Below are 22,300 nucleotides of genomic sequence, written 5' to 3'. Positions count from 1 at the left end.
CCCGCTGGAGTGCGAAGCGCTCCCAAAATCTTGGGGCCGCTACGCAGCCCAGCGGGAGCAAGCTCCCTCGCCACAAAGCCCGCTCCCACAGGGGTACATCACATTATTCAGGAACGTCGTCATGAGCTTTATCACCGAAATCAAAACCTTCGCCGCCCTTGGCAGCGGTGTCATCGGCAGCGGTTGGGTGTCCCGCGCCCTCGCCCACGGCCTGGATGTAATCGCCTGGGACCCCGCGCCCGGCGCCGAAGCCGCTCTGCGCAAACGCGTCGCCAACGCCTGGGGCGCCCTTGAGAAGCAAGGCCTGGCACCCGGTGCCTCCCAGGACCGCTTGCGCTTCGTCGCCACCATCGAGGAGTGCGTAAAAGACGCCGACTTCATCCAGGAAAGCGCCCCGGAACGCCTGGAGTTGAAGCTGGAACTGCACAGCAAGATCAGCGCCGCCGCCAAGCCGAACGCACTGATTGGCTCCAGTACCTCCGGCCTGTTGCCGAGTGAATTCTACGAAGGCTCGACCCACCCGGAACGCTGCGTGGTCGGTCACCCGTTCAACCCCGTCTACCTGTTGCCGCTGGTGGAAGTGGTGGGCGGTAAAAACACCGCGCCGGAGGCGATTCAGGCGGCGATCAAGGTGTACGAATCCCTCGGCATGCGCCCGCTGCATGTGCGCAAGGAAGTCCCTGGTTTTATCGCCGACCGTCTGCTCGAAGCCCTCTGGCGCGAGGCGCTGCACCTGGTGAACGACGGCGTGGCGACCACCGGCGAAATCGACGACGCCATCCGTTTTGGCGCCGGGCTGCGCTGGTCGTTCATGGGTACCTTCCTTACCTACACCCTGGCCGGTGGCGATGCGGGCATGCGCCATTTCATGGCACAGTTCGGCCCGGCCTTGCAGTTGCCGTGGACGTATTTGCCGGCGCCAGAGCTGACCGACAAGTTGATTGACGATGTGGTGGAGGGCACAAGCGATCAGCTAGGCAAACACAGCATTTCGGCGCTGGAGCGCTATCGTGATGATTGCCTGCTGGCGGTGCTGGAGGCGGTGAAAACCACCAAGGCCAAACACGGTATGACTTTCGCTGAATAACAGCTTTTGATCTGTGTGGGAGCTGGCTTGCCTGCGATAGCGGTTTTGAATTCACCATCGCAATCGCAGGCAAGCCAGCTCCCACATTTGACCGAGTAAATATCCGGGACCCCAGACATGCCTGCACTGACGACTTACACCACCAACATCCACCCCGACTGGGTCGACTACAACGGCCACCTGCGCGACGCGTTCTACCTGCTGATCTTCAGCTACGCCACCGACGCCCTCATGGACACCCTCGGCCTCGACAGCGAAAACCGCGAAGCCAGCGGCCATTCGCTGTTCACCCTGGAACTGCACCTGAACTACCTGCACGAAGTGAAACTCGGCGCCGAGGTCGAGGTGCATACCCAACTGATCGACCATGACGCCAAGCGCCTGCACCTCTATCACAGCCTGCATTTAGTCGGGGATGAAAAGGAGCTGGCCGGCAACGAGCAGATGCTGCTCCACGTCGACCTCGCCGGGCCGCATGCGGCGCCGTTTACCGAGGCGTCATTGCAACGCCTTTTGGCGATCAGCCAGGAGCAGGCCGAGCTGCCGCGCCCTGCCCTGCTCGGCCGGGTCATCGGCATAAAAAAAGCCCCGATCAAGCCGTGACAAGATCGAGGCAGAATGTTTGTGTGAGCTGTACATCCCGAGGGTGACCAAACCTTCAAGCTGCTTGCTTGAGCTCAGTGTGCCTATTACTTCTGTCGGCAAATGGCCCGAAAACGACATGCCCATAGCCATCTGAGGCATTCGCGCAATCTGCCCTTGCCGACCGGTTGAGCGGCTACCAGAATCCAGGTCAGACCCCGCTCCCTTCACCAGGATAAAACGTCATGATGCATGCGGATTTGATTGATCAGGATGACCTGCTGGGCCAACTGCGCTCACTGGGTTTTGAGGTTTCCAGCGGCTCTACCGCCGAGCAGGCTTGCGAGTGTGCGGTACGCGGTTTGAGCGAAGCGCGAGCCAAGGCGCTGAAAGGGATGGTCGAGCAGATGTACACCGGCAGTGCGACGATCTTGCCGGCGGTGCGGCAGGCGATTGATAAGCAGTTGTTGCCCGCGTTGGTGCAGTTCAAGCAGAACTCTCAAGCCTGAAGACTGACTGTGTGGCGAGGGAGCTTGCTCCCGCTGGGCTGCGAAGCGGCCCCAAAAAACTTGGGAGCGCTGCGCACTCCAGCGGGAGCAAGCTCCCTCGCCACAAGGTCTAGAGCCTTACGCTCGCGAAAGTCGACTCATTGCGCGCCTGGCTCAACGCCGACAACGGCCCCGACAACGGTGACAACACCAGTGCCTGCGGAATCGGCATCATCGCCACCTGCTGGGTGGTGTTGGAGCCCACGCGTTCATCCCGCGGCGGAATGCCGAAGTATTCGCGGTAGCACTTGGAGAAGTGCGGCGTGGAGACAAACCCGCACACCGACGCCACTTCGATGATCGACATCGGCGTTTGCTTGAGCAACTGCCGCGCACGGATCAGGCGCAGCTTCAGGTAGTAACGCGACGGCGAGCAGTGCAGGTATTTCTGGAACAACCGCTCCAACTGGCGCCGCGACACGGCGACGTACACCGCCAGTTCGTCGAGGTCGATTGGTTCTTCCAGGTTGGCTTCCATCAGCGCGACGATTTCCTGCAGCTTCGGCTGGTTGGTGCCGAGCATGTGCTTGAGCGGCACACGCTGGTGATCCTGTTCGTTGCGGATACGTTCGTACACAAACATCTCGGAGATCGCGGCGGACAATTCACGCCCGTGATCGCGGCTGATCAGGTGCAGCATCATGTCCAGCGGCGCGGTGCCACCGGAGCTGGTGAAGCGGTTGCGGTCCAGGGTGAACAGGCGTGTGCTCATGGCCACTCGGGGGAAGGCTTCCTGCATCGACGCCAGGCACTCCCAGTGCACGCTGCAATCAAAGCCGTCGAGCAGGCCGGCGCACGCCAGGGCCCAACTGCCGGTGCAGACCGCGCCCAAGCGGCGCGATTGACGCGCCTGGCTTTGCAGCCACGACACGTGCTCCCGGGTGACGGTGCGCTGGATCCCCACGCCGCCGCAGACGATCACGGTGTCCAGGGCCGGGGCTTTGTGCATGGAGGCATCGGGGGTGATTTGCAGGCCGTCGCTGGCCCACACCTGGTTGCCATCGACACTCAGGGTTGTCCAGCGATACAGCTCGCGGCCGGACAGCTGGTTGGCCATGCGCAGGGGTTCGACTGCGGACGCCAGGGAAATCAGCGTGAAATTGTCCAGCAGCAAAAAGCCGATGGATTGAGGCGCACGGTTCTGGGGTTGAGCCCCGGAGTTGAACGACGTCATCACAGTATCTCCTCACACAAAGCGGGTGATGGCCTCAGGCGAGGCTCTTGTTATTGCGCTCTTCAACCGGCGAGGCGAGAGGCTTTGAATTGATAGAGCAATTGCCATGCCTAAAATTGAATGGCCGTCCAATAACTCCTAAAAACGACGTTTTGACGCGTCTATATAAGCCCGTGTCGCAAGTGCGCGTATGGCCGAAAAAGGACGTAGGAGAAGGCCTACTCAAGGGGTGTGAGCAGATCGGTAGCACTTGTGGGAAGGCGCTTTGCGGGCGTGGGACGAGTCTGTCACCGCTGGCACGGGTAACGGATGGTTAGGCAGGAAATCGTTTGGGAGCTACTTATCTGTTTGCGACGCGCCAAAAGGTGGCGCTTTTGGCTTGGGCGTTCACTTTGTGAGCAGTGTTGTCTGGACTATCGCATTCGCAAGCAAGCCCGCTCCCACACTTGACCGCATTCTCATGTTGGAACTCGGTCAAATGTGGGAGCGGGCTTGCTCGCGAATGCAGGCGACTCGGTCTCAACACTCGACAGCACTCACCGCCAACCCACCCCGCGATGTCTCCTTGTACTTGTCATGCATATCCGCCCCGGTATCGCGCATCGTCCGGATCACCCGGTCCAGCGAGATAAAGTGCTGGCCATCCCCGCGCAAAGCCATCTGCGCCGCGTTGATCGCCTTCACTGCCGCAATCGCATTGCGCTCGATGCATGGCACTTGCACCAGCCCGCCCACCGGGTCACAGGTCAGGCCGAGGTTGTGCTCCAGGCCGATTTCAGCGGCGTTGCACAGTTGCTCAGGCGTCGCGCCGAGGATTTCCGCCAACCCGGCAGCGGCCATTGCGCAGGCCGAACCGACTTCACCCTGGCAACCCACTTCGGCGCCGGAGATCGACGCGTTCTTCTTGCACAGGATGCCCACCGCCGCTGCGCCGAGCATGTAGTCCACGACGTTGGCTTCGGTGACTTCTTCGCTGAACTTCATAAAGTAGTGCAGCACCGCCGGGATGATCCCCGCCGCGCCGTTGGTGGGTGCGGTGACCATGCGTCCACCGGCGGCGTTTTCCTCGTTCACCGCGAGGGCGAACAGGTTGACCCATTCCATCGCGCTCAAGGTCGAGCCGATCACGTTGGGCTTGCCCAGCTCCTGCAAGCTGCGGTGCAACTTGGCCGCGCGGCGGCGTACGTTGAGGCCACCGGGCAGGATGCCTTCGTGCTTGAGGCCCTGCTCCACGCAATCTTGCATGGCGCGCCAGAGCTTCATCAGGCCGCTGCGGATTTCTTCTTCAGAGCGCCAGACCTTTTCGTTCGCCAGCATCAGCTCGGCGACGCGCAGATTGTGGGTCTTGCACAGCTGCAACAGCTCCACCGCGCTGGAAAAGTCGTAAGGCAGCTCGGTGCGGTCCATGTCGGCCACGCCGCTTTGTGCCTGGGCTTCATCCACCACAAAACCGCCACCCACCGAATAGTAGGTGTCGCGGTGCAGCTCGCCGTTGTCGCCGTACACCACGAGGGTCATGGCATTGGGGTGGAACGGCAGGTTTTCGTCGAGCAGTTGCATGTCGCGGGCCCACACAAAGGGCACCGGCAGGCGTCCGTCGAGCAATAACGTGTCGGTTTCGCGCAGGGTCGCGATGCGGATGCCGATTTGCGACGGGTCGATAGCGTCGGGCCACTCGCCCATCAGGCCCATGATGGTGGCGGTGTCGCTGCCATGGCCGATGCCGGTGGCCGACAGCGAGCCATAGAGCTGCACTTCGACGCGCCGTACTTGCTCCAGCCACTCGCGTTCGCGCAAGCCTTGCACGAACAACGCCGCGGCACGCATGGGGCCGACGGTGTGAGAACTCGAAGGCCCGATGCCGATCTTGAACAGGTCGAAAACGCTGATAGCCATTGCGGTAGAACTCCTCGATAAGCACGGCCAGGCTTGAACGAGGTGCTACGCTCAGATCGCCCAGATGGCGGCATCATCAAGCTTTTGTTCGTCATCACGGCGTCTCACACCGACGTGACCATGCTCACCAGCGTCGCTGCCGTGCGATCCCTGGTTTTGGCCGTTTTTTGCGGTGCAGATGGGTAAAAACAGCAGTTTTACCTCTGGAAAAATCTGTAAGCGACGTCACCGACACTGGATACGACCATCCCTGTACTGGATACGACGCCCCCTGTAGGCGTCAGATTTTCACTGGTACATGATCAGTCTCGACTCGTTTGCAAGGCACCGTGCCAGAGCTGTTGTCGCACGTACCAACCGCAACACATATAAAGCGCGGCGAAGGCCGCCAGAAAAAACACAGGAGTCTAGCCCTATGAAAGGTTCACCCCAGTTGTTGTTGGCCGCCATGTTGAGTCTGCCAGTCCTGGCGCACGCTGCAGAACCGGCACAATGTCAGACCGTCAACTTCTCCGATGTCGGCTGGACCGACATCACCGTCACCACCGCGACCACCAGCGAAGTCCTCAAGGGCCTGGGCTACAAACCGCGCACCACGATGATTTCGGTACCGGTGACCTACAAGTCCCTGGCCGACGGCAAGAACATGGATATCTTCCTCGGCAACTGGATGCCGACCATGGAAAACGACATCAAGCAGTACCGTGATGCCGGCACCGTGGAAACCGTGCGCGCCAACCTGGAGAACGCCAAGTACACCCTGGCGGTCCCCGAGGCGCTGTACAACAAAGGCCTTAAAGACTTCGCCGACATTGCCAAATTCAAGGACGAGCTGGGCGGCAAGATCTACGGCATCGAGCCGGGCAACGACGGCAACCGCACCATCCAGACGCTGATCGACAAAGACGCCTTCGGCCTGAAAACCGCCGGTTTCAAAGTGGTCGAATCCAGCGAAGCCGGGATGCTCTCCCAGGTCGAGCGCGCCTCCAAGCGTGACCAGGCCATCGTGTTCCTCGGCTGGGAACCGCACCCGATGAACACCCGCTTCAAGATGAAGTACCTGACCGGCGGTGACGACTCGTTCGGCCCCAACTACGGCCAGGCGACCATCTACACCAACACTCGCAAGGGCTACTCCGAGGAATGCAGCAATGTTGGCCAGCTGCTGAAAAACCTGGTGTTCACCCTCGACATGGAAAGCACCCTGATGGGTAACGTCCTGGACGACAAGATGAAGCCCGACGCCGCGGCGAAAGCCTGGCTGAAGAAGAACCCGCAAGTCCTCGACACCTGGCTCGCCGGTGTTACCACTGTGGATGGCAAACCTGGACTGGACGCCGTTAAAGCCTATCTCGCCAAGTAACACCGTTGTCCCCGGGGCGGTACGCTGCCCCGGGATGTTTTCCCTCTTCGCATGTGGACATTCACTACCATGCTGACTGAACAGAAAATCCCACTAGGCCAGTACATCGCTGCCTTCGTTGAATGGTTGACCCAACACGGCGCCAACTACTTCGACGCAATCGCATCGACCCTGGAAACGATGATCCACGGCGTGACATTTGCGCTGACCTGGTTCAATCCGCTGGCATTGATCGGTCTGATTGCGCTGCTGGCTCACTTTATTCAACGCAAATGGGGCCTGACCGTCTTTGTCATCGCCTCCTTCCTGCTGATCCTCAACCTGGGGTACTGGCAGGAAACCATGGAGACCCTGGCGCAAGTGCTGTTCGCCACCCTGGTCTGCGTGGTCATCGGTGTGCCGCTGGGCATTGTTGCCGCGCACAAACCGTTGTTCTACACAATGATGCGGCCGGTGCTCGATCTGATGCAGACCGTACCGACCTTCGTCTACCTCATCCCTACCCTGACCCTCTTCGGGCTGGGTGTGGTGCCTGGCTTGATCTCGACGGTGGTGTTCGCGATTGCCGCGCCGATCCGCCTGACCTACCTGGGTATCCGCGACGTTCCCCAAGAGCTGCTCGACGCCGGCAAAGCCTTTGGCTGCTCGCGCCGTCAACTGCTCTCACGCATTGAACTGCCCCACGCCATGCCGAGCATCGCTGCCGGCATTACCCAATGCATCATGCTGTCGTTGTCGATGGTGGTGATCGCGGCCCTGGTGGGCGCCGACGGCCTCGGCAAACCCGTGGTCAACGCACTCAACACCGCTGACATCGCCCTGGGCTTTGAAGCCGGCCTGGCAATCGTCCTGCTGGCCATCATGCTCGACCGCATCTGCAAACAACCCGACGCCAAAGTAGGGGGTGATGCATGAGCATTATCCGATTCGACAATGTCGACGTGATCTTCTCCAAAGACCCACGCGAAGCGCTCAAGCTGCTGGACCAGGGCATGAGCCGTAACGAAATCCTGAAAAAGACCGGGCAGATTGTCGGCGTAGAAAAAGCCAGCCTGGACATCGAGAAAGGCGAGATCTGCGTGCTGATGGGCCTCTCGGGCTCGGGCAAATCCAGCTTGCTGCGCTGCATCAACGGCCTCAACACCGTGAGCCGTGGCCAGCTGTTCGTGGAGCATGAAGGTCGCCAGATCGACATCGCCTCTTGCACCCCGGCCGAGCTGAAAATGATGCGCACCAAACGCATCGCCATGGTGTTCCAGAAGTTCGCCCTGATGCCCTGGCTCACGGTGCGCGAAAACATCAGCTTCGGCCTGGAGATGCAAGGCCGCCCGGAAAAAGACCGACGCAAGCTGGTGGATGAAAAACTCGAGCTGGTGGGCCTGACCCAATGGCGCAACAAGAAGCCGGACGAGCTGTCGGGCGGCATGCAGCAGCGCGTCGGCCTGGCCCGCGCCTTGGCGATGGACGCCGATATCCTGCTGATGGACGAACCCTTCTCCGCCCTCGACCCGCTGATCCGCCAAGGCTTGCAGGACGAGCTGCTGGAGCTGCAACGCAAGCTGAGCAAGACCATCGTGTTTGTGAGTCACGACCTCGACGAGGCGCTCAAACTGGGCAGCCGCATCGCGATCATGAAAGACGGCAAGATCATCCAGTACAGCGTGCCGGAAGAGATCGTGCTGAACCCGGCGGATGACTATGTGCGCACCTTCGTCGCCCATACCAACCCGCTGAATGTGCTGTGCGGACGCAGCCTGATGCGCACCCTGGACAACTGCAAACGCATCAACGGTTCGGTGTGCCTCGATCCGGGCGGCGATTCGTGGCTGGACCTGGCCGAAGGCAACACCATCAAGGGTGCCCGCCAGAATGGCGCGGTGATGAACTTGCAGAACTGGGCACCGGGGCAAGCGGTGGAAGGTTTGGGCCGGGTGCCGACGCTGGTGGATTCGAATATCGGCATGCGCGATGCGTTGCAGATTCGGTATCAAACCGGGAACAAGCTGGTGTTGCATGACAACAACAAGGTGGTGGGGATCTTGGGGGATAGCGAGCTGTACCATGCCCTGCTAGGCAAGAACCTGGGGTAAGCCACCCCACAAACCCCACTGAAGAAATGGGGTCAATGTGGGAGCGGGCTTGCTCGCGAATGCGGTGGGTCAGCCAAAGATGTGTTGACTGGCCCACCGCATTCGCGAGCAAGCCCGCTCCCACATTTAGACCCAGCAGTGTCAGTGAGGACACTGCCAGGCTTTAACTATCAGCTATAGACCCGGCCAAGGAGCTGCCGATGGCTTTCAAACTGATCGAGCACGTCCCGGGTGATCTGTTCCTGGGCGAAGCCCATCAGGTCATATTCCTGAGGCCCGTTGTGCAGGTACACCTCGGCACGGTAGTAGCGGGTGCGCTCTTCTTCAGGCAAGTCGGTCGAGGCCGACGAGTAAGCGTCCAGGCTCACTTCGTAGACAAACGGATTGCCCTCTTCCATCTCGATGCGCACACCGATGCAGCGCTTGGATTTGCCCAGCAGCGTCTGCACTTCCAACCCTTGCTCACGCAGCGCAACAGCGGCTTCTTCCAACGCCGGCGTTACGTGCTTGTCCATGAAACGCTGCACCGTGCCCTGGCTCGGTTGCAGGTCCAGCGCGGTCAGGCGCTCGCTGAAACCACGACGGCCACGTTCAGCCAATTGCGCCTGCTCTTGTTCGATGGCCACGTCCTGGCGCATCGCCTTGTGCAAACCGAACATAAAGCACACCAGCACCACCGAGAACGGCAGCCCCGCCAGCACCACCATGGTTTGCATGGCCTGGAAGTTGCCGGCAAACAGCAAGCCAATGGTCACCAGGGTGATCACGGCCGACCAGAAGATCCGCAGCCAGTGCGGCGCGTCTTCATCCACGTTGCCGCCTTTGCACGACAGGTTGGCCATCATCACCGCGCCGGAATCCGCCGGGGTCAGGAACAGCACAAAGCCGACAAAGATCGACACGCCGATGACGACTTTCGACGCCGGGTAGTACTCAAGCAGTTGGTAAATGGCCATCGACGGCTGTTCCAGCGCCGTCTTGCCCAACTCCACGGCACCGTGGTTGAGCACCAGGTCCAACGCCGAGTTACCAAAGATCGACAGCCACGCCAGGGTGAAGCCCAGCGGGATCAGCAATACGCCGGCCACCAGTTCGCGCACCGAGCGACCACGGGAAATCCGCGCGATGAACATACCGACGAATGGCGCCCAGGAAATCCACCACGCCCAATAGAACAGGGTCCACAGGCCCATCCAGCCTTCGGTCTTCGCCGCGTCGCCTTCGTACACATAGAGGTCGAAGGTTTTCAGCACGATACCGTTGAGGTAGTCACCGGTGTTCTGCACCAAGCCATTGAGCAGGTGCAGGGTCGGGCCAAACAACAGCACAAAGATCAGCAAACCGCTGAACAGCACGATGTTGAGGTTGGACAGGCGGCGAATGCCGTTCTCCACACCCGACACGGCAGCGATGGTCGCCACGGTGCTCATCACGATGATCACGATCAGCAGGTTGGTGTTGTTGTGCTCCATGCCGAACAGGTTTTCCAACCCGGACGACACTTGCATCGCGCCAATCCCCAGGTTGGTCACCAGGCCCAGCAGGGTCACGAACATGCCGAAACCGTCCACCGCGTGGCCGGCCGCGCCCTTCACCCAACGCTCGCCCACCAGCGGGTACAGCGCCGAACGCAAGGCCAGCGGCTGGTTATGACGGTAGGCGAAGTACGCCACGGCCAGGCCGACCAAGGCGTAGATCGCCCAGCCGTGCAGGCCCCAGTGCAGGAACGTCAGTTGCAACGCCTGGCGTGCAGCCATATTGCTGGCGGCCGCGCCTTCGGGCGGGTTGAAGTAGTGATCCAACGGCTCCGAGGCGCCGAAGTACAGCAGCGAGATGCCGATACCCGACGAGAACAACATGCCGGCCCAGGCGCCGTAGCTGAAGTCCGGGGTGTCGTCCTTGCTGCCCAGTTTCAATTTGCCGTAGGACGTAAACGCCAGGCCGACCACAAACACCAGGTAGGCGGCGATGACCACCATGTAGTACCAGCCAAAGCTTTTCGACAGCCACGCTTGCGCGACGCCGAGCATGCGCCCGGCCTCCTGCGGGGCGATGATCAGGATGGCCGTCAACAACAGAATCAACGCGGTGGAGGTGTAGAACACCCAACCGTTGACCCGCACCTTTTCTGGCGGGGTCTTTATAAGAGAGGCAGAACTCATGGCGCAGATGCTCCGGGCAGTGCGAGAGAGAAACACAAGGCAGCGGTTATCCCGGGACATCGCTTTATGGGCAGGCGACGGACGGGTGTTATAAAGACACCCCGAAAATCCCTGGCCCCCTACCGAACCGGTAGACAGGGCGTTTCAAGGGTTTTTGCAGGTGTCATTTGTCGCGGCTCCCAGGCAGGAAACTTCTGTAGGCAGCGACCATTTGTCGCAGATCTTATTCTTTGTTGATTGAACGTTCAATCAAAACAAAATAGACTGGCCATCAAGCCGACAGACGTTCATCGCCCGTCGGCAGGCCTAAGGAGAGGTGCTACATGCCCAAGGTCGGTATGCAACCCATACGCCGCCAGCAATTGATCGAAGCCACCTTGACGGCCATCGATCAGGTCGGGATGGGAGATGCCAGCATTGCGCTGATCGCCCGTTTGGCCGGCGTCTCGAACGGCATCATCAGTCACTACTTCAAGGACAAGAACGGCCTTATTGCAGCGACGATGCGCTATTTGATGAACGCGCTGATCGACAACGTCCACGAACGCCGACTGGCCCTGACGGACGACAGCCCACGGGCGCACCTTCAGGTGATCATCGAGGGCAACTTCGACGCCAGCCAGGTCAACGGCCCGGCAATGAAAACCTGGTTGGCCTTCTGGGCCACCAGCATGCACCACCCGTCATTGCACCGGTTGCAGCGGATCAACGATCAACGTCTGTATTCCAACCTGTGCTGCCAGTTCCGCCGAGTGCTGCCGTTGCCGCACGCACGCAAAGCAGCCCGAGGGCTGGCGGCCCTGATCGACGGTTTGTGGTTGCGCGGCGCCCTGTCGGGAGACGCTTTCGACACAGCGCAGGCGCAACGGATCGCTTACGAATACATGGATTTCCAATTGGCCAAGCAGGTGAGTTAGAGCACACATAAACCGCTCAACCCCTGAACGCTGCCGCACCGGCCTACGGTGCGGCGGTCAACGCCAACCACTTATGCACTTGCGAGGACTTTATGGCCCGTTTCGAACTGCAAAAACTCTACATTGACGGCGGCTACAGCGACGCTGGCAGCGATGCCACCTTCGAAGCCATCAACCCGGCTAACGGTGAAGTTCTCGCCCAAGTGCAACGCGCTACCAAGGAAGACGTTGAACGTGCCGTGGTCAGCGCCGAAAAAGGCCAGAAAATCTGGGCCGCCATGACCGCCATGGAGCGTTCGCGCATCCTGCGTCGTGCCGTCGACATCTTGCGCGAGCGCAACGACGAACTGGCCGCCCTGGAAACCCTGGACACCGGTAAAGCCTTCTCCGAAACCAAATACGTCGACATCGTCACCGGCGCCGACGTGCTGGAATACTACGCCGGCCTGGTGCCAGCGATCGAAGGCGAGCAGATCCCGTTGCGCGACACTGCCTTCGTCTACACCCGCCGCGAGCCGCTGGGCGTAGTCGCCGGTATCGGCGCGTGGAACTACCCGATCCAGATCGCCCTGTGGAAATCCGCGCCAGCCCTGGCGGCAGGTAACGCGATGATCTTCAAGCCAAGCGAAGTCACCTCGCTGACCACCCTGAAACTGGCCGAGATCTACACCGAAGCCGGTGTTCCAGCAGGCGTGTTCAACGTATTGACCGGCAGCGGCCGTGAAGTCGGCACCTGGCTGACCGAGCACCCGCGCATCGAAAAAATCTCCTTCACCGGCGGCACCGACACCGGCAAGAAGGTCATGGCCAGCGCTTCCAGCTCTTCGCTGAAAGACGTGACCATGGAACTGGGCGGCAAGTCCCCGCTGATCATCTTCGACGACGCCGACCTCGACCGCGCCGCCGACACCGCGATGATGGCCAACTTCTACAGCTCCGGCCAGGTCTGCACCAACGGCACGCGCGTGTTTGTACCCAAGCACCTGCAAGCGGCGTTCGAAGCCAAGATCGCTGAGCGTGTTGCGCGCATTCGCGTCGGCAACCCGGAAGACGAAAACACCAACTTCGGTCCGCTGGTCAGCTTCCAACACATGGAAAGCGTGCTGGGCTACATCGCCAAGGGCAAAGAGCAAGGCGCACGCCTGCTGTGCGGCGGCGACCGCCTGACCGACGGCGACTTCGCCAAAGGCGCCTTCGTGGCCCCGACCGTGTTCACCGACTGCACCGACGACATGGTCATCGTGCGTGAAGAAATCTTCGGCCCGGTTATGGCGATCCTGACCTACGAAACCGAAGAAGAAGTGATCCGCCGCGCCAACGACACCGACTTCGGCCTGGCCGCTGGCCTGGTGACCAAGGACCTGAACCGCGCGCACCGCGTGATTCATCAGCTGGAAGCGGGTATCTGCTGGATCAACGCCTGGGGCGAGTCCGACGCGAAGATGCCGGTGGGCGGCTACAAGCAGTCGGGTGTGGGCCGTGAGAACGGCATCAGCTCGCTGAACAACTTCACCCGCATCAAATCGGTACAGGTTGAGCTGGGCGATTACGCCTCGGTGTTCTAAGACCCGAGTCCTGTATTGCCTGCGAGGCCGCCTTCGCGGGCAAGCCCGCTCCCACATTTTGTTCTATGTGAACCCGATCAAATGTGGGAGCTGGCTTGCCTGCGATGAGTGCGAAGCACTCGCCTGTCCTGACTATCTCCAAAGAGGGTGCATCCAATGTCCCAAGAATACGACTACATCATCGTGGGTGCCGGCTCCGCCGGTAACACCCTGGCGACCCGTCTCACCGAAGACGAAGGCGTCACCGTCCTGCTGCTGGAAGCCGGCGGCCCCGACTACCGCTTCGACTTCCGCACGCAAATGCCGGCGGCACTGGCGTTCCCGCTGCAAGGTCGCCGCTACAACTGGGCCTACGAAACCGATCCAGAGCCACACATGGACGGCCGCCGTATGGAATGCGGTCGCGGCAAAGGCCTGGGCGGTTCCTCGCTGATCAACGGCATGTGCTACATCCGTGGCAACGCGATGGACTACGACGGCTGGGCAAAACTGCCAGGCCTGGAAAACTGGACCTACCTCGACTGCCTGCCGTACTTCCGCAAAGCGGAAACCCGCGATATCGGCCCCAACGATTGGCACGGCGGCGATGGCCCGGTCAGCGTGACCACGCCAAAAGCCGGCAACAACCCGCTGTTCCACGCCATGGTTGAAGCCGGCGTACAGGCCGGTTACCCGCGCACCGTGGACTTGAACGGCTACCAGCAAGAAGGCTTCGGCCCGATGGACCGTACCGTCACGCCTAAAGGCCGGCGCGCCAGCACCGCGCGCGGTTACCTGGACACGGCCAAGAAGCGCTCGACGCTGACCATCGTCACCCACGCCCTCACCGACAAAGTGCTGTTTGAAGGCAAACGTGCCGTTGGCGTGCGTTACCTGATCGGCGCTGCCGAAGAGCGCGTTGAAGCCCGCGCCCGTAAAGAAGTGCTGGTGTGCAGCGGCGCAATCGCTTCGCCGCAACTGCTGCAACGCTCCGGCGTTGGCCCGGCCAAACTGCTGGAAAGCCTCGACATCCCCGTGGTCCACGACCTGCCCGGCGTCGGCGAAAACCTGCAGGACCACCTTGAGCTGTACCTGCAATATGCGTGCACCCAACCGGTGTCGCTGTACCCGTCGCTGCTCTGGTACAACCAGCCGGCCATCGGTGCCGAATGGCTGTTCAACGGCACCGGTATCGGCGCCAGCAACCAGTTCGAAGCGGGCGGTTTTATCCGTACCCGTGAAGAATTCGAGTGGCCGAACATCCAGTACCACTTCCTGCCGGTAGCGATTAACTACAACGGCAGCAACGGTGTGAAAGAGCACGGTTTCCAGGCGCACATGGGTTCCATGCGTTCGCCAAGCCGTGGTCGCATCCAATTGAAGTCGAAGAACCCACGGGACTACCCGAGCATCCTCTTCAACTACATGGCCACCGAGCAGGACTGGCAGGAATTCCGCGACGGCATCCGCCTGACCCGGGAAATCATGCAACAGCCGGCGCTGGACCAATACCGTGGCCGCGAAATCAGCCCGGGCATCGACGTGCAAACCGACGAGCAACTCGACAAGTTCATCCGTGAACACGCCGAGACCGCGTTCCACCCGTCCTGCTCGTGCAAGATGGGCACCGACGACATGGCGGTAGTGGACGGCGAAGGCCGCGTGCATGGCATGCAAGGCCTGCGTGTTGTCGATGCGTCGATCATGCCGATCATCACCACCGGCAACCTGAACGCGCCGACGATCATGATCGCCGAGAAAATCGCCGACAAGATCCGTGGCCGCCAGCCGCTGCCGCGCAGCACCGCCGACTACTACGTGGCGGGCGATGCACCGGTGCGTGGCAAGCCGATGCGTGAAGTGGGCCCTACCGCGCAGTAACTGCAACGGATCGTTCCCACGTTCCGCGTGGGAATGCATCCGGTGACGCTCCGCGTCACGACCTTCCAGAGCAGACGCAGAGCGTCAAAGGCGGCATTCCCACGCAGAGCGTGGGGACGATCACCTATGCTAGCCTCTGCGGCTGCGCTGCCCTCAAGGAGGTCCCGATGTTCGACGCCCACGCCACACTCAAACAGCACTTCAGTGCCCTGCGCACCCGCGCCGAATTCTTCTCCCTGCGCTACGTGCGCGAATCCGGCCACTACCTGGCCGTGCGCAAGAACGTCGCCGAACCGCCGCACCTGAACCACGACGAGGGCGCCATGCTCACCGTGCGTCTCAACGGTGTGGAAGCCTATGCCGCGACCAACGACATTTCCCTGACTGGCCTGCAAGCCGCCCTTGAGCGCGCCGAGCAACAAGCACGGCTGATCAAACCCCACGCCCTGCTCGACCTGCGCGACCAGCCAGTGTCCAGCGATGTGGCTGATTACCTGTCCCCCGATCTCGAGCAAGCCTTCCCGTCCTTGAGCGACTGCTACCAACTGCTGGGCGACGAGTCGGCCGCCGTGCCCAAAGACGAGCGCCTGGTGAACTGGGAAGTCAGCCTCGGCCTGACCCACGTCGAACAGATCTACCTCAACAGTGCCGGCGCCGAACTGCGCCAGGCCCAGCGTTTTGTGTTCCCCGGCGTCAACGTCACCGCCTACGACGGCCATGACAGCCAGACCCGCACCCTGGGCGGCAGCAATTTCGGCCAGCAAGGCGGCTTTGGCGTGATCAGCCGCTTCGGCCTGGCCGGCGCCGCGCCGCGCATTGCCGACGAATCCCTGCAATTGCTGCTGGCGCCGAACACTCCCAACGGCCCGCGCGACCTGTTGCTGATGCCCGACCAGATGATCCTGCAGATCCACGAATCCATCGGCCACCCGCTGGAACTGGACCGCATCTTGGGCGATGAGCGCAATTACGCCGGCACCAGTTTTGTCAAAGCCAGCGACTTCGGCCAGCTGCAATACGGCTCACCGCTGCTCAACGTGACCTTCGACCCCGAGATCCCCGAGCAGCTCGCCAGCTACGGCCATGACGACGACGGCAGCGCCGCCAGCAAACAATTCCTGATTCGCGAAGGGCTGTTGCTCAAACCGTTGGGCGGCGCGTTGTCGCAGTTCCGTTCGGGCATGGGCGGCGTCGCCAACAGCCGCGCCAGCAGTTGGAACCGCGCGCCGATCGACCGCATGGCCAACCTGAATATCGAGGCCGGCGACCAGAGCTTCGAGCAACTGGTGGGCGATATCGAGAACGGCATCCTGATGTCCACCAACCGTTCGTGGTCCATTGATGACGCGCGCAATAAATTCCAGTTCGGCTGCGAATGGGGCCAGTTGATCGAAAACGGCGAGCTCAAAGGCGTGGTGAAAAACCCCAACTACCGGGCGATTTCCGCGCAGTTCTGGCGCAACCTCAGCGCCGTCGGCGATGCCAGCACCTTCGAGGTGTTGGGCACGCCGAACTGCGGTAAAGGCGAACCCAATCAGGTGATCCGCGTGGGGCATGCCTCGCCTGCGTGTGTGTTCAGCAACGTCGATGTATTTGGAGGGGATGCCTGATGGACAACTTCAAGGCACTGGTGCAATGGCTCAAGCAGGCCATCACCGACAACGAGCAATTTCACCTGGGCTACGCCGCAGAAGCGTCCGAGTTTGTGCGCTTCAACCACGCCAAGGTGCGCCAGGCCGGGCAGGTTCAGCAGGCCAGCATCAACCTCAAGTTGATCAACGACGGGCGCCACGCCGACCTCGGCATCACCCTGGCTGGCGAGCCGGCCCTGGATCGCCAGCGCCTCGCCGATGGCCTGCAACAGTTGCGCGAAACGTTGCCGCTGCTGCCACAAGACCCGTACCTGCTGCTCAACCACAACGCTTGGCAAAGCAGCAACGAACAGGCCCAGCCGTTGCCGGAGCTGGCCCAGGTGTTGGAAGACATCAGTCGCGCCGCAGAAGGTGTCGATCTGGTCGGTTTCTACGCCGCCGGGCCCATCAGCCGTGGCTTCGCCAGTTCATCGGGGGCGTTCGGCTGGCACCAGGCCAATAGTTTCAACTTCGACTTCAGCCTGTTCCACGCCAATGGCGAAGCGGTAAAAGCCAGCTACGCCGGGCACACCTGGGACAGCCGCGAATTTGCCGCGCGCTTCCAGCAAGCCCGCGAGCAGCTCGAATTCCTCGGCCGCCCGCTACATAAACTGGCGCCGGGGCACTACCGCGCCTACCTCGCACCGGCGGCGCTGGAAGAAATCATCGACCTCATCACCTGGGGTGGTTTTTCCGCCCAGGCCATCGCCAGCAAAAGCAGTTCGCTGCAAAAGCTGTATGGGGGTGAACAGTCCCTGAGCCCGCTGGTGACGGTGAGCGAGCAAGTCAGCGGCTCGTTGAGCGAAGCGTTTTCCAGCGAAGGCTACCCGCGCGGCGACGTGACGCTGATCAATGCCGGCAAGGCTGCGGGCGAATTGATCAACTCCCGCAGCGCCGCCGAATACGGCCTGAGCACCAACGGCGCCAGCAGTGACGAAGCGCCGAGCGCCTTGCAGATGGCGGCGGGCAGCCTGGCCCAGGCCGACATCCTCAAACAGTTGGGCACGGGCTTGTACATCAGCAACCTGTGGTACCTGAACTACTCCGACCTGCCGGCCGCACGCCTCACCGGCATGACGCGCTTTGCCACGTTCTGGGTGGAAGACGGCGAGATCAAGGCGCCGGTGAGTACGATGCGCTTTGATGACAGTGTGTTCAGCCTGCTGGGTTCGCAGTTGGAAGCGCTGACGGCGGAGCGGGAGTTGCTGCTGTCGGCGAGTACTTACAGCCAGCGCAATACCTCATCCAACTTGCTGCCAGGCGCCTTGGTCAAACGCCTGACCTTGACCCTCTAAACCCAGCAGATCCCCCTGTGGGAGCGGGCTTGTGTGGGAGCGGGCTTGCTCGCGAAAGCAGTGTGTCAGTCACTGAATGAGTTGACTGACCCACCGTATTCGCGAGCAAGCCCGCTCCCACACAAGCCCACTCCCACATTAGTTTTGCGGTGTTTTCAGGTCGCTTAATTCCCATATTCCTACCGGGAAATCCCATCTCGCACTTGTTCCCCTGTGCTCTGTTGTCCCCCGCAAAAAACCTCGCTATAACGGTTAGTGGCATACCGCCACCCACAGGAAGTGAGCGTTCACATGGACCACGGTAGTTTCGTCATCAACAAGCTGTTCAAGCACTACAACGTTCACGTCGAGCAACTGGGCGACGACCCGCAAAAAAACACCGTGCTGATGGTCAATGGCGCGCTGTCCACCACCCGCTCGTTCGCCCGCACCAGCAAGTGCCTGGCCGAGCATTTCAATGTATTGCTGTTCGACCTGCCCTTCTCGGGCTATTCCCGCGAGCACAACACCGATCTCGACCTGGTGACCAAGGACGACGAAGTGCAGATGCTGCGTGCCCTGGTGGAGCGCTTCGAGGTCAACCATCTGGTGTCGGCCTCCTGGGGCGGCATCTCCACGCTGCTGACCCTGGCCCATAACCCGCCGTCGATCCAAAGCTCGGTGGTGATGGCCCTGGCGCCCAACCTCAACCCGGCCATGCTCGATTACGTGGAGCGCGTGCGGGTGTTGATCGAGGCGGATGACAAGTCTGCGGTTGGCGATTTGCTCAACGAGACGGTGGGCAAATACCTGTCGCCTCGGCTCAAGCGCAACAACCATCGGCACCTGTCCACAATGGCCACCACCGAATACCGCCAGGCGCGTTTTCATATTCATCAGGTGCTGGCCTTGGGCGATGGCAATTACCTGCCAGCGCTCAAGAGGATTGAAACACCGGTGCACTTTCTCAACGGCACCCTGGACGAATACACGCCGGCCGCCGAAGCGCAGTTGTTCAAGGAGTATGTAGGGCGCAGCAGCTTTGCCGTGGCCGAACATACCGGCCACTTGCTCGATCTTGAATCCAGCGAAGCCGCCGTGGCCGTGCACGCTGCGTTGCTGGATTTCCTGGTGGGAAAAGGCGCGACGGATGGCGCATAATCGCCAACACATAGCCTGCTAACAAAAAGGGTTTTCTATGCCGAATCGCGTCCCGCTCGATGCCAAGACCGCCCGCTGGCTCCCCTGGGTGGTGGCGATTGCCTTCTTCATGCAGTCGCTGGACGGGACGATTCTGAACACTGCGTTACCGGCCATGGCGCGCGACCTCGCAGAAAACCCGCTACGCATGCAAGGCGTGGTGATCGCCTACATGCTCACCGTGGCCTTGCTGATCCCGGCGTCGGGCTGGATCGCCGACCGTTTCGGCACCAAGAAAATCTTCTTTGGCGCAATCATGCTGTTCAGCATCGGTTCGCTGCTCTGTGCGTTGTCCAGCAGCCTGAGCATGCTGATCGGCGCGCGTGTGATCCAAGGCCTGGGCGGTGCGCTGATGCTGCCGGTCGGGCGGCTGGTGGTGCTGCGTGCCTACCCGCGCTCGGAACTGGTGCGGATCATGGGCTTCATCACCATCCCCGGCCTGCTCGGCCCCTTGCTCGGCCCGACCATGGGCGGCTGGATGGTGCAGTACCTGACGTGGCACTGGATCTTTTTGATCAACCTGCCGGTGGGCATGATCGGTTGCTACGCCGTGTGGAAGTTCATCCCCGACCTGCGCGGCAGCGAGCGCACGCGCTTCGACGGGATCGGTTTCTTGCTGTTTGGCGCGGCGATGGTGCTGATCACCATCGCCATGGAAGGCCTGGGCGAACTGCACCTGCCGCACCTGCGGGTGATGTTGCTGCTGTTCGGCGGGCTGGCGTGCCTGGCGGCGTACTGGCTGCGCGCCGGGCACATCGATAACCCGCTGTTTTCGCCGGTGCTGTTCAAGACCCGCACCTTTGCCGTGGGCATCCTCGGCAACCTGTTTGCGCGCCTGGGCAGCGGCGCGTTGCCGTTCCTGGTGCCGCTGCTATTGCAGGTGGCGCTGGGTTATTCACCGTCGGAAGCGGGGATGAGCATGCTGCCGCTGGCGGCGGCGGCGATGTTTGCCAAGTCCATCGCGCGGCCGCTGATCGAGCGTTTGGGTTACCGCATCGTGCTGACCGGCAACACCCTGGCGCTGGGCATCATGCTGGCGAGCATGGGCCTGGTCACGGAACACACGCCCTACCCGCTGCTGCTGGGCATGTTGGCGGTGCTGGGGGCGATCAACTCGCTGCAATTCACCGCGATGAACACCGTGACCCTGATCGACCTCGACGACGCCCAGGCCAGCAGCGGCAACAGCCTGCTGTCGGTGGTGGCGCAATTGTCCCTGAGCCTTGGGGTAGCCTGTGCCGGTGCGTTGCTCGGCGGGTTTACTGCTGAAACGGGTAACGACGGCGTGGAAAGCGTACTTGGCGCCTTCCAGCTGACCTTCCTTACCGTGGGCATCATGGCCATGCTGGCGGCGGCGATCTTCCTGCAATTGTCGCCAAAAGACGGCAAACGCGTGGCCAGCCCGGAGCAGCACATCGAGCATTAAGCGGCTTCTCGTCTAGAACTTGCGGGGAAAATCCCACAGGGCTGGTACACTGCGCGACATTTTGTTTTTGCAGAGCCAGCCCCGTGACCACCATCGCCACCGCTTTTAATACTTTGCCCCTGTCCGCCGCCATGCTGGCTAACCTCGACTCGCTGGGTTATGTCGAGATGACGCAGATCCAGGCGCAAAGCTTGCCGGTGATCCTCAAGGGGCTGGACCTGATCGCCCAGGCCAAGACCGGCAGCGGCAAGACCGCTGCGTTCGGCATCGGCCTGTTGAACCCGATCAACCCACGCTACTTCGGCTGCCAGGCCCTGGTGATGTGCCCGACCCGTGAGCTGGCCGACCAGGTCGCCAAGGAAATCCGCCGCCTGGCCCGTGCCGAAGACAACATCAAGGTCCTGACCCTGTGCGGCGGCGTGTCCCTCGGCCCGCAGATCGCCTCGCTGGAACACGGCGCCCACGTCATCGTCGGCACCCCGGGCCGTATCCAGCAGCACCTGCGCAAGGGTTCGCTGGTACTGGACGGCTTGAACACGCTGATCCTCGACGAAGCCGACCGCATGCTCGACATGGGCTTCTACGACGCCATCGAAGACATCATCAGCAAGACCCCGCCACGCCGCCAGACCCTGCTGTTCTCGGCCACCTACCCGGTGAGCATCAAGCAGCTGGCCTCCAAGTTCATGCGCGCGCCGCAGCAAGTGAAGGCCGAGGCGTTCCACTCCGACGACCAGATCGAGCAGCGTTTCTACGAGATCTCGCCGGAAGAGCGCATGGACGCGGTGACTAAGGTGCTGGCGCACTTCCGCCCCGCGTCGTGCGTGGCGTTCTGCTTTACCAAGCAGCAAGTGCAGGAAACCGTGGACCACCTGACGGCCAAGGGCATTTCTGCCGTCGGCCTGCATGGCGACCTGGAACAGCGCGACCGTGACCAGGTACTGGCGATGTTCGCCAACCGCAGCACCTCGGTGCTGGTTGCGACTGACGTGGCGGCACGCGGCCTGGACATTGACGCGCTGGACATGGTGATCAACGTCGAACTGGCCCGTGACTCGGAAATCCACATTCACCGCGTGGGTCGTACTGGCCGTGCCGGCGAGACCGGGATTGCCATCAGCCTGGTTGCACCGTCCGAAGCACACCGCGCCCAGGCCATCGAGCAACTGCAAAAGTCGCCGCTGAACTGGGACCAACTGGACAACCTCAAGCCGCAAAGCGGTGGCCCGTTGCTGCCAGTCATGAGCACCCTGTGCATCGCTGCCGGGCGTAAAGACAAAGTGCGTCCAGGTGACATCCTCGGTGCATTGACCGGTGAAGCCGGGATCCCGGGGGCGCAGGTTGGCAAGATCGCGATCTTTGACTTCCAGGCGTTTGTGGCCGTGGAGCGTGGGATCGCCAAGCAGGCGTTGCAGCGTTTGAATGACGGCAAGATCAAGGGCCGTTCGTTGCGCGTGCGGATCCTCTGACCCTGATCGTTCCCACGCTCCGCGTGGGAACGCATCCCGTGACGCTCCGCGTCACT

General features: G+C 61.5%; 17 protein-coding genes. 14 read left to right on the top strand and 3 right to left on the bottom strand.

The genetic code is table 11. The features are described 5' to 3' along the window. Positions 1-121: 121 nt before the first annotated feature. The 3 genes from ACZRMO_RS07965 (at position 122) to ACZRMO_RS07955 (ending at position 2,178) form a co-directional block, all read left to right on the top strand. Complete coding sequence (locus tag ACZRMO_RS07965) at positions 122-1,087, top strand: L-carnitine dehydrogenase (protein WP_463972463.1); 966 nt, start codon at positions 122-124, stop codon at positions 1,085-1,087. 117 nt (positions 1,088-1,204) lie between these two features. Then, positions 1,205-1,690 carry a thioesterase family protein gene (locus ACZRMO_RS07960; protein ID WP_463972462.1) on the top strand — a complete coding sequence of 162 codons (486 nt, stop codon included), beginning with the start codon at positions 1,205-1,207 and terminating at the stop codon, positions 1,688-1,690. A 224-nt stretch (positions 1,691-1,914) separates the two neighbouring features. Further along, complete coding sequence (locus ACZRMO_RS07955) at positions 1,915-2,178, top strand: hypothetical protein (protein ID WP_463972461.1); 264 nt, start codon at positions 1,915-1,917, stop codon at positions 2,176-2,178. Positions 2,179-2,287: 109 nt separating this feature from the next. On the opposite strand, the gene gbdR is transcribed toward ACZRMO_RS07955, so the two are convergent. Together gbdR and ACZRMO_RS07945 are read right to left on the bottom strand one after the other, a co-directional pair. After that, the gene (gene gbdR / locus ACZRMO_RS07950) at positions 2,288-3,391 is read right to left on the bottom strand and encodes a choline metabolism transcriptional regulator GbdR (protein ID WP_003216915.1); all 1,104 of its coding nucleotides are present in this window, start codon (positions 3,389-3,391) and stop codon (positions 2,288-2,290) included. Between the two features lie 519 nt (positions 3,392-3,910). Continuing rightward, positions 3,911-5,287, bottom strand: a complete 1,377-nt coding sequence (locus tag ACZRMO_RS07945) for an L-serine ammonia-lyase (protein WP_463972460.1) — start codon at positions 5,285-5,287, stop codon at positions 3,911-3,913. 415 nt (positions 5,288-5,702) lie between these two features. On the opposite strand from ACZRMO_RS07945, the gene ACZRMO_RS07940 reads away from it, so the two are divergent. The 3 genes from ACZRMO_RS07940 (at position 5,703) to choV (ending at position 8,740) form a co-directional block, all read left to right on the top strand. After that, positions 5,703-6,650, top strand: coding sequence for a choline ABC transporter substrate-binding protein (locus tag ACZRMO_RS07940; RefSeq protein WP_207040524.1), 948 nt, complete (start codon positions 5,703-5,705; stop codon positions 6,648-6,650). A 69-nt stretch (positions 6,651-6,719) separates the two neighbouring features. Beyond that, positions 6,720-7,565 (top strand): choline ABC transporter permease subunit, encoded by an 846-nt coding sequence (choW, locus tag ACZRMO_RS07935; protein WP_017735985.1) that lies wholly within the window; start codon positions 6,720-6,722, stop codon positions 7,563-7,565. Next, positions 7,562-8,740, top strand: coding sequence for a choline ABC transporter ATP-binding protein (gene choV, locus ACZRMO_RS07930; RefSeq protein ID WP_463972459.1), 1,179 nt, complete (start codon positions 7,562-7,564; stop codon positions 8,738-8,740). The genes choW and choV overlap by 4 nt, the downstream gene beginning before the upstream one ends. A gap of 170 nt (positions 8,741-8,910) precedes the next feature. On the opposite strand, the gene ACZRMO_RS07925 is transcribed toward choV, so the two are convergent. After that, positions 8,911-10,845, bottom strand: coding sequence for a BCCT family transporter (locus tag ACZRMO_RS07925; protein ID WP_463972497.1), 1,935 nt, complete (start codon positions 10,843-10,845; stop codon positions 8,911-8,913). A gap of 380 nt (positions 10,846-11,225) precedes the next feature. On the opposite strand from ACZRMO_RS07925, the gene betI reads away from it, so the two are divergent. The 8 genes from betI (at position 11,226) to dbpA (ending at position 22,244) form a co-directional block, all read left to right on the top strand. Next, a complete protein-coding gene (betI, locus tag ACZRMO_RS07920; protein ID WP_015886274.1) occupies positions 11,226-11,819 on the top strand; it encodes a transcriptional regulator BetI in 594 nt (197 codons plus the stop codon). A gap of 92 nt (positions 11,820-11,911) precedes the next feature. Then, positions 11,912-13,384: a betaine-aldehyde dehydrogenase gene (gene betB, locus ACZRMO_RS07915; RefSeq protein WP_463972458.1), complete on the top strand. Its 1,473-nt coding sequence runs from the start codon at positions 11,912-11,914 to the stop codon at positions 13,382-13,384. 156 nt (positions 13,385-13,540) lie between these two features. Further along, on the top strand, positions 13,541-15,244 hold the full coding sequence (gene betA, locus ACZRMO_RS07910) for a choline dehydrogenase (RefSeq protein WP_463972457.1): 1,704 nt from the start codon (positions 13,541-13,543) through the stop codon (positions 15,242-15,244). Positions 15,245-15,411: 167 nt separating this feature from the next. Continuing rightward, positions 15,412-16,854 (top strand): TldD/PmbA family protein, encoded by a 1,443-nt coding sequence (locus ACZRMO_RS07905; protein ID WP_463972456.1) that lies wholly within the window; start codon positions 15,412-15,414, stop codon positions 16,852-16,854. Then, on the top strand, positions 16,854-18,170 hold the full coding sequence (locus ACZRMO_RS07900; protein ID WP_463972455.1) for a TldD/PmbA family protein: 1,317 nt from the start codon (positions 16,854-16,856) through the stop codon (positions 18,168-18,170). Before ACZRMO_RS07905 ends, ACZRMO_RS07900 begins: the two co-directional genes overlap by 1 nt. Positions 18,171-18,461: 291 nt before the next feature. Beyond that, entirely contained in the window at positions 18,462-19,310 is an 849-nt protein-coding gene (locus tag ACZRMO_RS07895; protein WP_463972454.1) for an alpha/beta fold hydrolase, read from the top strand. Positions 19,311-19,347: 37 nt separating this feature from the next. Next, positions 19,348-20,775 (top strand): multidrug transporter subunit MdtD, encoded by a 1,428-nt coding sequence (gene mdtD / locus ACZRMO_RS07890; RefSeq protein WP_124527223.1) that lies wholly within the window; start codon positions 19,348-19,350, stop codon positions 20,773-20,775. Positions 20,776-20,906: 131 nt separating this feature from the next. Next, positions 20,907-22,244, top strand: a complete 1,338-nt coding sequence (gene dbpA / locus ACZRMO_RS07885) for an ATP-dependent RNA helicase DbpA (protein ID WP_235865629.1) — start codon at positions 20,907-20,909, stop codon at positions 22,242-22,244. The last annotated feature ends 56 nt before the right edge of the window (positions 22,245-22,300 follow it).

The organism is Pseudomonas sp. B611 (assembly GCF_055407965.1).
Note: the sequence above shows the minus strand (reverse complement) of the source record. Positions and strands in the feature narration are given on the sequence as shown.